At 57.6% G+C, this 12547-nt stretch carries 11 protein-coding genes and 1 pseudogene; 8 read left to right on the top strand and 4 right to left on the bottom strand.

Features of this window, described 5'->3' with window-relative positions; genetic code table 11:
• The first annotated feature begins 603 nt into the window (after positions 1-603).
• Positions 604-1641: a fatty acid desaturase gene (locus tag IB244_RS22315; RefSeq protein ID WP_192305592.1), complete on the top strand. Its 1038-nt coding sequence runs from the start codon at positions 604-606 to the stop codon at positions 1639-1641.
• A gap of 38 nt (positions 1642-1679) precedes the next feature.
• Here the strand turns inward: IB244_RS22315 and IB244_RS22310 are convergent, their stop codons facing one another.
• Complete coding sequence (locus IB244_RS22310) at positions 1680-2471, bottom strand: NYN domain-containing protein (protein ID WP_192305590.1); 792 nt, start codon at positions 2469-2471, stop codon at positions 1680-1682.
• 290 nt (positions 2472-2761) lie between these two features.
• Here IB244_RS22310 and IB244_RS22305 point away from each other — a divergent pair, with 290 nt between their 5' ends.
• The 3 genes from IB244_RS22305 to IB244_RS22295 all read left to right on the top strand — a co-directional run bounded on the left by IB244_RS22305 (position 2762) and on the right by IB244_RS22295 (position 6143).
• The gene (locus tag IB244_RS22305; protein WP_192305587.1) at positions 2762-3844 is read left to right on the top strand and encodes an alpha/beta hydrolase family esterase; all 1083 of its coding nucleotides are present in this window, start codon (positions 2762-2764) and stop codon (positions 3842-3844) included.
• 371 nt (positions 3845-4215) lie between these two features.
• Complete coding sequence (locus IB244_RS22300) at positions 4216-4590, top strand: hypothetical protein (RefSeq protein WP_192305585.1); 375 nt, start codon at positions 4216-4218, stop codon at positions 4588-4590.
• 383 nt (positions 4591-4973) lie between these two features.
• Positions 4974-6143: a GAF domain-containing sensor histidine kinase gene (locus tag IB244_RS22295; RefSeq protein ID WP_192305583.1), complete on the top strand. Its 1170-nt coding sequence runs from the start codon at positions 4974-4976 to the stop codon at positions 6141-6143.
• A 138-nt stretch (positions 6144-6281) separates the two neighbouring features.
• Here the strand turns inward: IB244_RS22295 and IB244_RS22290 are convergent, their stop codons facing one another.
• Complete coding sequence (locus IB244_RS22290) at positions 6282-6686, bottom strand: response regulator (RefSeq protein ID WP_192305581.1); 405 nt, start codon at positions 6684-6686, stop codon at positions 6282-6284.
• 256 nt (positions 6687-6942) lie between these two features.
• Between IB244_RS22290 and IB244_RS22285 the strand changes: the two genes are divergently transcribed.
• From IB244_RS22285 to IB244_RS22275, 3 genes are all read left to right on the top strand, one after another.
• Positions 6943-7260 (top strand): PepSY domain-containing protein, encoded by a 318-nt coding sequence (locus tag IB244_RS22285; RefSeq protein WP_192305580.1) that lies wholly within the window; start codon positions 6943-6945, stop codon positions 7258-7260.
• Positions 7261-7300: 40 nt separating this feature from the next.
• Positions 7301-7909, top strand: coding sequence for a general stress protein (locus tag IB244_RS22280; protein WP_192305578.1), 609 nt, complete (start codon positions 7301-7303; stop codon positions 7907-7909).
• Between the two features lie 86 nt (positions 7910-7995).
• Positions 7996-8499 (top strand): ferritin-like domain-containing protein, encoded by a 504-nt coding sequence (locus tag IB244_RS22275; protein WP_192305576.1) that lies wholly within the window; start codon positions 7996-7998, stop codon positions 8497-8499.
• 591 nt (positions 8500-9090) lie between these two features.
• Here IB244_RS22275 and IB244_RS22270 read toward each other — a convergent pair.
• A complete protein-coding gene (locus IB244_RS22270) occupies positions 9091-10215 on the bottom strand; it encodes an AI-2E family transporter (protein WP_192305574.1) in 1125 nt (374 codons plus the stop codon).
• A 1783-nt stretch (positions 10216-11998) separates the two neighbouring features.
• Here IB244_RS22270 and IB244_RS22265 point away from each other — a divergent pair.
• The gene (locus tag IB244_RS22265) at positions 11999-12286 is read left to right on the top strand and encodes a hypothetical protein (RefSeq protein WP_192305572.1); all 288 of its coding nucleotides are present in this window, start codon (positions 11999-12001) and stop codon (positions 12284-12286) included.
• Between the two features lie 156 nt (positions 12287-12442).
• Here IB244_RS22265 and IB244_RS22260 read toward each other — a convergent pair.
• Positions 12443-12547: pseudogene (locus tag IB244_RS22260) on the bottom strand (IS5/IS1182 family transposase); the annotation flags it as partial.

The raw sequence follows: 12547 nt of genomic DNA, 5'->3' as shown, positions 1-12547 counted from the left end.
CAAGATCGACGGATAACGAGTGATCCGTTTCGAGAAAAAGTTCGATCTGCAGTCATCGCTGAAGGAAGCGGAAACCAGTCGCGCCGAACCGGTCCACGAATCTGCGAAAGAAGAGAATAAAAAGACAGGCAGAGGCCAAGTGCGGTCACGAACTCAAACGGCTGATGATGACCGCCTCTAGAGCGCATGCTGCCTGTCGCTTGTCCCCGCATCATGGGCCCGGCACTTTAATTTCAATGAACAAAGGATCGCCTGGATAGCCAAAGGACAAGTGCGAAGCAACCGTGAGGCGCGGAAACCGAAACAGGAAAAGGCGCCGGCGAAGGTGCAGGCAAGCTTTGCCAACCAGATCAAGGATGCCTCGAAAAGCAGCCTGCAGGGCGGCAAACACAAGAATTGAAGCACAAACAATAGCGCCAAAGCGCCGGCTTTGCTCGCCGAGTTAGCGCCGTGAACAGACATATTCCGAAAACCAGGAGATTCGGCAATGACAAACATTCTTCATGAGATCTATCGCTTCGACTATAGGCTGTTCCTCATCAGGTCCGCCGTGGTGATAGCCCTCGCCTTCTCGGCACTCGTTACCATGCGTGGAATTATTCTTTGATCGATATCATCGACCGCGACCCGAACCATACCCTTTCCGATGAAAGGGCATGGCTCAATATCCTCGCCAGATACCGTCAGCCGTATCTCAAACGCAGCGTTATCGAACTTACGGTGACCGCCATCCCGTTCGCGCTTTTCTGGGTCGGCGCATGGGCATCGGTTCACTACAGCTGCTGGCCCGGCCTGATCCTGATCGTTCCCGCAGCAGCCTTCCTGTTGCGTCTGTTCATGATCCAGCACGACTGCGGCCATGGTTCCTTCTTCGCGCGTCGACGCGCTGACGACTGGACGGGCCGCGTGATCGGTGTCCTGACGCTTACTCCCTATGACTATTGGCGTCGGGCGCATGCGGAGCATCACGCCTCGGCAGGCAATCTCGAGGAGCGCGGCATCGGCGACATAACCACATTGACGGTATCGGAATACAAGGCCCTGTCGTGGTCCGGACGGCTTAACTACCGGCTCTACAGGCATCCGGCAATCATGTTCGGCATTGGCCCCGCATGGCTGTTCCTGTTCAAGCAGCGGCTGCCCTTCGGCATGATGCAAGCCGGTTCATTGCCCTGGATATCCACCATGGGGACAAATCTGGCGATCGCTGTCATCTCCGGGGTACTGATATGGGCAATCGGAATCCTGCCCTTCCTGGCGGTGCATCTGCCGATCACCCTGCTGGCTGGAGCCGCGGGCATATGGCTTTTCTACGTCCAGCACCAGTTCGAGGAAACCCATTGGTCGAAAAAGCCCGAATGGCAGTTTTCACATGCAGCCCTTCATGGCGCGTCGCACTACGATCTGCCGCTCGCACTTCGCTGGATCAGCGGTAATATCGGCATCCATCACGTTCATCATCTGTCGAGCAGGGTGCCTTACTACAGGCTGCCGGAAGTGCTGCAGGATCACCCCGAACTGGCCGGCGTCGGCCGTATTACGCTGATGGAGAGCCTGCACTGCGTAAAACTGGTTCTCTGGGATGAGCAAAGCCGGCGCCTGATCTCGTTTCGCGAGGCCGCAAAGTTGCGGTACGCGTAATAGTAGGCGATTTAACAGGCCATCGTGGATGAACCACGTTATTCCGTGGCGGGACTTTTTGCAGAGCTGCGGGAGCGTCCTCTCTTTGCTCTTTCCTCCGCGTTCGGCTTCTGCCTGATGCGAATCCTGAGAGGACTGCCTTCGGTTCGTTCGATGTCGAACTGGCCCGTCTTGCGGACGAGGTCGCTCAATTTCTTGAAGCCGAATGTCCGCGGATCGAAATCCGGTGCCAGATTGAGAAGCTGCTTGCCGACCGTGCCGAGGCTGATCCAGCCGTCATCAGTATCTTCCTGAGCCAGGACCCGCTTTATCAGAAGGCTGGCCGTATCCGGTGACTGCAGGGGCTTGCTGCTTGTGGCGGTATCGCCTTCCTCCTTGATCTTTCCCGGCAAGAGGTTTTCGGTATAGATGAAACGTCGGCATGCTTGGCGAAAACTCTCCGGAGTTTTCTGCTCCCCGAACCCGAAAACATCGATGCCCTGTTCGCGGATGCGTGCCGCTAGCCTCGTGAAATCGCTGTCGGACGAAACCAGGCAGAAGCCGTCGAAACGCCCGCTGTGCAGCAGGTCCATCGCATCGATGACAAGCGTGATGTCGGACGCATTCTTGCCTGTCGTATAGGCGAATTGCTGCTGGGGAATAATCGCGTGCTTTGCCAGGATCTCGGCCCAGCCCCGCGAACGCGTCCCCGAAAAATCACCGTAGATGCGGCGCACGCTTGCCTCGCCGATCTTGGCGACCTCTTCAAAAAGACCGTCGGCAATTCTCGCTGAGGTGTTATCTGCGTCGATCAGAACCGCCAGACGCGGTGATCGTGGTTCAGATGGCATCTATTGCCTCCCCCTTGCTTCAGTTCAGCCTTGCTACATGTCTTCGGTGATTACCTCGAGACGGGCACTCCGAAAGCCGTCGACAGGGCGACATCCGTCGCATCACGACCGACCGCCCTCTCCGATGCTTGAAGAAGGCGCGGTTGGACGAGGGCACCGCCTTGAGCAATCAATGTAAGCAATCTGGTCGCGGGCCGCCACATTAACTTTGTGCAACGCAGCAACCTCTAGCGTTCTCGCTCGTTGAGGTAACAATCATCGCCGTCATGGCCGTGATCTTAGGAGCCAAGATGCGACCATTATCCGACACCATAGCTCGTCTGTCACGGTTAAACCGCCGTCCCCCTTTCCCAAGCGATGCCCTCCCCACACGGCTGAGCGACCTTCCAAATTTCGGTTCCAACCCTGGAGCCCTCTCCGCCAAATTCTATGCCCCGTCAGAGCCCCCGAAATCGCCAGCCCTTGCCGTCGTCCTTCACGGCTGCACGCAAACAGCGGCGGGCTACGACGGTTGCGCCGGTTGGTCCAAGCTTGCAGAGGAGTATGGCTTCTACGTCCTTTTTCCGCAGCAGAGGCGCGAGAACAACGCCAACCTTTGCTTCAACTGGTTTGAGAAAGGCGACACGGTCAGAGATCACGGCGAAGCGATGTCCATACGGCAGATGATTGAAACTCTGGCCGCGAAATGGAAAATCGATAGAAAGCGCATTTTCATAACGGGCCTGTCAGCTGGCGGAGCAATGGCGAACGTTATGCTTGCTACCTACCCTGAAGTGTTCGCAGGCGGGGCAATTATCGCGGGACTGCCCTATGGCGTAGCATCAACGGTCCCGGAGGCTTTCGACAGAATGCGTGGCCACGGAGTGCCTGACAGGAACAAGCTGCAAAACCTGCTACGTGGAGCGGCTCCGACATTGACGACGTGGCCGTCAATCTCGGTTTGGCATGGTACAGCAGACCAGACGGTGTCTGCCGTCAATGCCACCGCGATCGTCGACCAATGGCGTGGCGCCCATGGAGTTGAAGGATATCCGCCGACAGTTACAAAGGACGAAGATATGGTGCGCCAGGATTGGCATAACGAAAGCGGCCAGGTCGTACTATCTTATCATTCGATCGATGGAATGGGGCACGGAACGCCTGTCGATGCTTCAAACGGTCGAGAAAACAGCGGCCCATTCATGTTAGACGTGGGCCTTTCCTCGACTTCAAAAATTGCTGCCGACTGGGGTCTCACACCGTCGTTTGAACGGAGGCCGCAGTCTACCCAAGCGCAGACGGCGCATCTTGCGCCGCCGATAGCTCCCAATTTGTCATCCGGGATAAAGCAAACGATTGAGAACGCCCTGCGAGCTGCTGGGCTGATGAAATAAAGCCATTCGCACAAGCGCACGGACACATTGGGCTGTTGGCTTTTGCTGTCGAATCGACTCGTTGGTCTCGCGACGACGCTCGACGAAGAGGAGACCACCTATGAGTTGCTCTCCGAACTCGCCGACGCGACCGTGAACGCGAAAGCCGCCTCACCGTCGAGAGGCGTGCGTCGGCGAGGCCAGTCTGTTGGCGTTATGGCCTCGGACAATGGCCCGCTAGGATCAAAAGGACCACCTCGGGACTCTACATTTGCTGTCGCCAAGATCCGCAGCCGAGTTGCGAAGGAGCACGCCGGTCAAGTTAGTTTTGAGCGCCGGTGGAACTAACTCGTAGTTCCGAGCTTATCTCGCTGCCCTTTGGAGTGAAAAAGATGACGGACTTTCAGGATATCACCATCGTAGAACTCAATGACATAGACTCCGGTTTGTCCAACGAGGGCCCGCTGACCAGCATGGTTCTTCGCCTCTCCGCAGACGCGCCTGATCCCTGGTGCGCCGCCTTCAACGAGGGATGGCAGTCTCACGATGGCATGATGAAGCGGAAAGCGACGGCCAACCGAGATACCATCACTTCCCTCTGTATGCCCTACGAATTGCAGGGGCAGATCATTGAACTGAACAAGGTCATTTCCCAGACAAACGCCACTTATCGCGCCTCACTGTCTCCAGAGGCGGCCGGGTGCTACCGTGAGGCGGATGCTAGGCGAGAACTCAGCGACCTGAAAAACTCGCTTACCTACGACTGACCATCTGCTCGGGACTTCAAGATGGGCCAACACCGCTCAACCATCCGCCCATCGCACGATCGATCGAACACGATATCGTCCGAGGCCGTCGTTAAACGGTGCCGCTGCCGCCAGTGGCTACTCTAGCCTCTGCCGGTGAGGCCAATTTTCCACAGCAAGAGAGCTCGTAAAGGCCTGCTGCCAGGGGTGAGTTCGCATACCTGCTTGAGCGATGGCGGCGGACGCTTAAACGAGCGCCGGGCCGACCGATACCAAGTCGAAAGCCGATTGGGCTTGGAACGGACGTTGGCATACATTTCGCGCAGCGCTTCAGTCTGTCCTATTGCGCCGTCTCGCCTCAGCCATCATGTATGATAGCGTCGGACACGAACCGCAAGGTGGCTATGGGAGAGATCAAAGCAGACATCGAGGCCGTCGGCCGGATGGAAGAAGTCCCCACCATTTTAGAAGTCGTCTGCAAGACCACGGGGATGGGTTTTGCTGCCGTCGCGAGAGTGACGGAAAGGCGTTGGGTGGCTTGCGCAGTTCTCGACACTATCGACTTCGGGCTCACGCCAGGCAGTGAACTGAGGCTTGAGTCGACGATCTGCAACGAGATCCGGCAGAGCCACCAGTCTGTAGTCATCAACAGCGTCACTGATAGTCCCGACTATTGTGATCATCACACGCCGGCAACGTACGGCTTTCAGAGCTACATCTCCGTCCCGATCGTTCAGCGCGACGGCTCCTTTTTCGGAACGCTATGCGCCATAGACCCCTCGCCTCACAAACTCGACAATCCCGAGACGATCGGCATGTTCAAGCTGTTCGCCAAGCTGATCGCCAGCAATCTCGACAATGAGGCTGATCTCGTTCAGGTACACGCCGACCTTGCTGAGGAGCGCGAACTGTCTGTAGTCCGCGAGCAGTTCGTGGCGGTGCTTGGCCATGATCTGCGCAATCCGATCGCGTCGATGATGGCGGGCATCCGACGCCTCACTCGTACTGGCGTCAACGACGAGACGCGCAAGATTCTCAACTTGATGCAATACAGCGCGGTCCGAATGCGCGACCTGGTCGACAACGTCCTTGATTTCGCACGGGCGCGGCTTGGCGATGGCCTGAAGCTGGAGGTCGTGGCGGAGGCGCCGTTGGGACCGGTGCTCGAGGGCGTGGTCGGTGAGGTTCGAGCGGTGAACCCGAACCGGGAAATCCGCTCGACGTTCGACCTGGTTCGCGATGTAAGATGTGATCATCCGCGGATCGCGCAGCTCCTGTCCAACCTTGTAGGCAATGCCGTCACTCACGGCGATCCGACAAAACCGATCGAAATCGGAGCGTGCACGCGCAATGGCACATTCGAACTCTGGGTGTCGAACGCAGGTGACCGCATTTCCGAAGCAGCTATGGGAACACTCTTCAAGCCGTTCTTCCGAGGCGAAGTGCGCGGCAGCCAGCAAGGACTGGGTCTGGGTCTCTACATCGCCAGCGAGATCGCACGGGTCCACGGTGGAGCACTTTCCGTGAGATCGGATGAGACCGAGACGCGCTTCACCTTCACTATGCCGCTCTAAGCGCATGTCAACGGCCATCTTCCCGCGCGAGACGGACGTTGACATGCCGGGATGTCGATGAATGGGTGGCGGCCGTGCGATTGCCTCGCCAAGCCATAGCATAAGCTGGTCATCGCCGAGATAAGGAAGGCGGTCTGATCAGCGTTTGCGGCGGGGGCCGTTCGGAAAGTGCTCCAGCAGCACCCCGAGTACCGTCTCAGCGGAGAACGGCTTTTGAATGAAACTTGCGTTGTCCGGCAGGTCGCCATCGTTCGGCAGCCGCGCCCCGGAAGCGACGACGACCTCGATGCCCGGCCAGCGTTCGGCCACCTTCCTGGCCAGTTGGAATCCATCCATATCCCCTCCCGTGTACACATCCGTGAAGAGAAGCTGGAGCGAATTGTATTTGATCAGGAACGCAAAGGCATCATCGGCCGACGACGCCTCGACGACATAGTATCCCGCGCCGGAGATGATGTCCGCGGTGTCCATGCGGATCAGTGGTTCGTCGTCCACGACAAGGGCGATTGGTTGGGAGATTTCGTCGAATTGCTTGCTGCTCATGCCGGGTAACCTTCGCGCCGCGCGGTTGTTCCACGCAGCGCGAAAGCATTTCGGCGACACCGGACGACGGCATTGTTTCCCCCTATTGCTGCACGCAGGAACGTTCGGCAATCCGGGTGCACGGTCGCCGTGGCCGGGGCCGTGGCCAGCAACGGAGATTCACCTCCATTCCATCTTAACGTCGGAACATAACGTTGCGCGGCGAGTTCTCATCTCACGGACGTGTGAACCCGCTCCGGGAAAACGAGGAATCTCAATGAAAATCATGATTTTGGCCGCGGCGCTCGTCGCAGCGTCGGCGATGGTGGCTGCTGCCCAGACAAACCCAGCACCATCGACCGAGAGCAACACGCCCGCAGTTGCAACCCCCAACACGAAGAACCCGACCGCGCCTGTAGAGGGAGCCAACAGCTTCACCGAGGCGCAGGCGAAGGACCGCATTGAGCAGGGAGGTTACAGCGGCGTGACGGGACTAAAGCTCGATGACAAGGGCGTATGGCAGGCATCCGCCACCAAGGACGGCAAGCCCGTCAAGGTCAGCCTCGACTATCAAGGCAACATTGTCGCCATGTGATCGCCAATAGCGATCGAACCCCCTTTTTTAGGAGACTTTCATGAGAACGATCACCGGACTTTTCGACGACTATAACGATGCAAGCTCGGCCGTCAGCGCCCTGGAAGCAGCGGGCATACCCTCCAACGACATCAGCATCGTCTCCAATAACGCGGACGACGGCCACGTTAACAACCAGTCGGGTGCTGCGACCGGGGCTGAATCCGGCGCCGGACTTGGCGCGGTTGTCGGCGGTGCAGGTGGCCTTCTGACCGGTTTGGGCATTATGGCCATTCCTGGCGTCGGTCCCGTCGTTGCGGCTGGTTGGCTTGCCGCGACGGCGGTCGGCGCTGTTGCTGGCGCAGTCGCAGGCAGTGCAGCCGGCGGACTGATTGGCGCACTGACGGATTCCGGGGTGTCCGAGGAGGATGCCAATCTCTATGCCGAGGGCATTCGACGCGGCGGCTCGCTCGTGACGGCAAGGGTCGACGAGGCATTTGCACCTGAGGCCGAGGCGATCCTGAAGGGCTTAAACTGGGTCGATCCCCTCGAACGCCGGGCGGCTTACAACGAACAGGGCTGGACGGAGTTCGACGACACGCTCGACCCCTACGCCCCGGATCAGATCGACCAAGAGCGTAAAAGATACCGCAGTCCCGCAAACCTCTGATCGATCGATCAGATCCGGCGAGAACGAAGCCAGGCGAGGTTATCGCCTGGTGCGAAAGAAAATTCAACCAACCCAAGGAGCCAATCATGGCCAAGGAAATCAAAACACTCGACGTGCTTTTCCACGACACGCTGAAGGATGTCTATTTCGCAGAAAACAAGATCGTCGCCACGCTGCCCAAGATGCACGACGCCGCGCAGAGCAAGCAGCTCAAGGACGCCTTTACGAAGCATCTCGCCGAGACGAAGGTCCATGTGCAACGGCTGGAAGAGGTCTTCAAGATCATCGGCAAGAAGCCGGAACAAAAGACCTGCGATGCAATCATGGGTATCGTAAAGGAGGGCGCTGAGATCATCGAGGACTATCAGGGCGCTCCGGCTCTCGATGCCGGCCTCCTGGCCGCCGCCCAGGCCGTCGAACACTACGAGATGTCGCGCTACGGCACCCTTAGAACATGGGCGCTTGAACTTGGCAGGAAGGACGCAGCGAAACTCCTTCAGACCACGCTTGACGAAGAGCAGGCGACCGACCTCGCCCTCACCTCGATCGCCACGAAGGTCGTCAACCAGAACGCTGAAAAGGCGGCCTAAAGCCTACGGTCAACGATCTGGACCCGATGGACGCGCGCACCGCGCGACCTTCGGGCGACCCTAGTGCCTACGCAGCCCCCACAGTCGCATCAACTGATTTGGCGCGGAGATTTCTGCCGGGAGCACGAAGGGGTCTTGCGAGCGTTTCGGCGCGGTGGCGGCCGCCTTGCTTATCGGAATGCCGTGACCCAAGCCCGCGACTGAATAGAGAGCCACGCGGACTTGCCCTGCTCGCTTCCAAGACCGCAGGACGCCCCATGATTTCTCCTCGAATCGCCCGGCTTCTTCGGGGATCCCAAGCACTTCGAGCCATTGCGCAATGCATGCATTTGCGTTGACGGGGTTGACCACCCTGTCCCGCGCTCCCTGCCAAATCGTCACTCTGATGTGGGACCATCAAGCCGGGGCGCGCTGTCGGCAGTCCACAATGTCGGTGCTTGACCGAAACCGCCGACAAATTCGAACAGGGAGTTTGAACGTTGAAAGGGAGCTCCAGACGTCTTGCCGTGAGAAGCTGCCGAACGAGCCGCGGGCATATCCATATTTGGTGTCTTCCAGCAGCTCCGCCGCAGGAACAACAGAGTGTCGCAATTATTCGTCACCGCTGAGGAAGTGCCCGATGGCGGCAAGAGGCCGAATTCCATCGCAGACGATTTTCGTGACGGCCAGCATCGGCACGGCCAGAATTGCTCCCGGCACACCCCACATCCAGAACCAGAAGATTAGCGCTATGATTACAAGTACCGGATTGAGCGTGAAGCGCCGGGCGAGCAGCACCGGCGTGATGATCTCTCCCTCGGCCACATGGATTAGAAAATAGAGCGCAGCCGGTAGAAGAGCCAGCCACAACGGATCTATTACCAGAAGGCCGGCGAGGAGAAAAATTCCGACCCCTAGAAGTGGTCCCATGATCGGGACATAGTTTAGAAGAAACGCCACGACACCCCATAGAACCGGATCACCGAGCCCTGTCAGCCACATGGCTATGCCTGTGGCCAGACCAACGGCGCCATTCATGACTGTGATGGTGACCAGATAGATAGAGATATTCTTCTCGACATCCTGGGACATTTCGACGACCTGGCGTTTCTCCTTGAAGTTAGGCAGTATTTCGACCATCCGTTTTAAGAACGTGCTTCCGGATACGAGCAAAAAGAACAATATGATGATGGTTTCGAAGAAACTGGCTGCGAAGTGGGTAGTTCCAGCAAATAACGTCGCTGCGATCGTTGAACCGCCTCCCCCACTTGAGACGGAACCCTGCTGCATGAAGTTGTCAAGCTGATGCAGGAACGTCTGGAGTGCTTTCACGGGTTGATTGAGGAACTTCAGACGCTCCTGCAATCTGGGAATACCTTCGGGCAGCTTCGCGGCCCACTCCGTCGCCGGACCGGAGATCGCAGCCCCGATACCGACGATGGCGCCGAAGACCAACAGGATTAGCAACAAAGCTGCAAGGCTTCTCGGAAAATGGAGTTTCTCGAGCAATCGCATGGCCGGCTGGAATAGAAGCTTAAGAACGAACGCGAGCACAATTGGCAGTACGATTTCGGCCGCCACGTAGGCAATACACAATATGGCGAGCGCCACCAGCAGTGAGAGCAGCACAACCACCGGATTGGTCGGCAAATCCAGCGATCTGACTTGTGCGACCGGACCCGTTTTGGGCTCTGCCACGTTATCGACGTTCAGTTCGGTATTGTCATCAGTCGCCATTTTGTATTTCCTCTGACCCTGCCAAACTGACCGGTCGAATTGAGTTGCAAGAGCCCGTTTGTCACCGACCCACAGAGTGCGTTTAAGCCTCGGTGTTTTTGCGGATCTGCTCACCGGGCTTGGCATCCTGCGCGCGGGTGCTCGAACGCCGGTAAGCCAGCGCTTCTCTTGAGGAAGGATTGCTGGAGCAAGAGGTCACGCCCAATAGTTGCAGTGGCTCCGCTTGCCGATGGCACGTTGTTGCTCCTTCACTGAGAAGAGCGGGTGTGTCTCGCTATGAGAACCAAAATTCCTGTCAAGTGTTCCGCCCTGTCTGACAGTTCCCAGCACAACTAGGTGAAGGCCGCCACCGCGTTGGGGCCGGGCGCGCGAAATGCCCTGTGCTTGCCCATTCAGCCCAGGTAAGACCCTCCAGCTCGTCGAAGGCGCGAACCACATGGAGCCTTACGAAAGTTCTTCAAACGACCCTCGACGGAGCCGGGGCCCGCGAAGCAGCAAAGCAAACCCGTCCCGGCGCCATGCCTTCATAGGAGCTCTCATGAGGAGGAACGCCTTACCTGACTCTCTCAATCATGCTCTGCCCAGCTTCTCCCGGACGTGAATCTAAAGGATTGCAGCTAGTTGCCCAGCAGACCCTGTATCTCGTAGCGATGCCGACAGGGACCTAGTCCCGGTCGCTTCCCGATTAAGCACGCACGCCATCTCCTCAGCATCGATTTTTGAAAGGTTTAGTAGGGGAATGAATCGCGGCTTGGCGACACTGCTGGAGTGCGTTTCAAACACCGCCCAACTGCCGTTCACCTCGCGCCGATGCGCGTAGGGCATTTCGGTCGTCTCGCTCATTTCACCATCTCCGGCATTGCGCCCTCTATAGAGCGCAGCAACACGGACTTTGAGGGGACATGCAGAGGACCGGCGAGAGGCAGCATCTTGGAGGTCAAGTAATGTGCTCGCTTAATCAGCGTCTGAAGGATTTGAGCGTCACGTGCACGAAAGTCGACATGCTGAATGCTGGAAGACATAGGGGTCCTCCTTTCAAATAAGGCCAGGGTTGGTGGCCCTGAAGTAGCAGCGCCTGTAAAAATTGCTACTGAAGTGGCGACAATGGGCGCAAGCCTATGTAATGGCAAGCGATCAATTGAGATCACTTCGGCCTGACCCTCACAAGAAGGCCATCTCGCCGATCTGTCCCAGGCAGAACGAAACAGCATTGATTGGACGAGAATCTCGGCGTGATCGACATCGACCTTTCGACTGCCGAACGTCTCGAACAGAATATGCACATGCCGGGATTGAGGTTCAGCGCGAGCGCTCCCCTATCGCCTGAGAGGACTGTAGAAAGTCGCGGTATCGCTGCTTAGGAACTACGCCGATTTCTTTAGCTTGGATGTGACTGCTCTGGGTCGGTGGCAGAAGAATGGCTCTCGTTTGTGCTCGCTTTCGAGGATTGCCGTCAGCCTCATCTTGTAATTGTGGTTGGCATCCCCATATTTGCTAAGGTAGCAGCCACAGCACGGGCGCTGCTTTCAAGGGCGCTTAGAAACGCTCTAGCCCCAATCAAGGAGGACACGATGTCTTCCACCCAATCCCTACACCGCGCAACTCGCTACCTCAGCCGGTTTCGGTATGTCGATTTCATCATCAAGTCGACACCAATAATATGCATGGCTTTCGTTCTTTACCTCATACTCCACGGCACGTTCGGGTAGCGGTAGCAGCGCGCATATTTACGGGCCGCAAGGCGCTTGCGGCATGAGCAACCCAACAGACATGAGGTTTTCCCATGACCGAACGCACCACAGCATCTGAAATCACCTTTTCTCACCCGTTCATCCTAGGTTCGCTGGTCGTACCGCTTGATGCCGGCACCTACCGGCTGATAGTGGATGAGGAGCTGATCGAGGGACTCTCTTTTCCCGCCTACAGAAGAACGGGAACGCATCTCGAAATTCCGGCGGTGGGGGTCGAGATTGGCACCAGGCAATTGCTGCAGGTTCCTCGACAGGAACTGGAGGCGGCAATGCAGAGGGATGCAGAAGACGGTGAGGAAAGCCTTGCTTCCCAAGTATGAGGTGCCCGACGGGCGTCGATGAGGCGAAGCCTCTCAGGACGTTTGACGATGTTCAGTTTTCAGTTCGCACCGGATCGTAGTGCAGTGAATTCCCGCTTTCGCAGTGGGTAATGGTGGCCACCATGGCTGTCGGGCTAGGCTGTGGTGACAATTTAACTATTTGATCCATAGCATGATGCTCGCGAGCTTTATGAAGCCGAGGAAGTTGTCGGCGATCTTGTCGTAGCGCGTTGCGATACGCCGCCATTGTTTGAGCTTGGC

It is taken from the genome of Rhizobium sp. RHZ02 (assembly GCF_014851575.1).
Taxonomy (GTDB): domain Bacteria; phylum Pseudomonadota; class Alphaproteobacteria; order Rhizobiales; family Rhizobiaceae; genus Rhizobium; species Rhizobium altiplani.
This window is presented reverse-complemented; position numbering and strand designations above follow the sequence as displayed.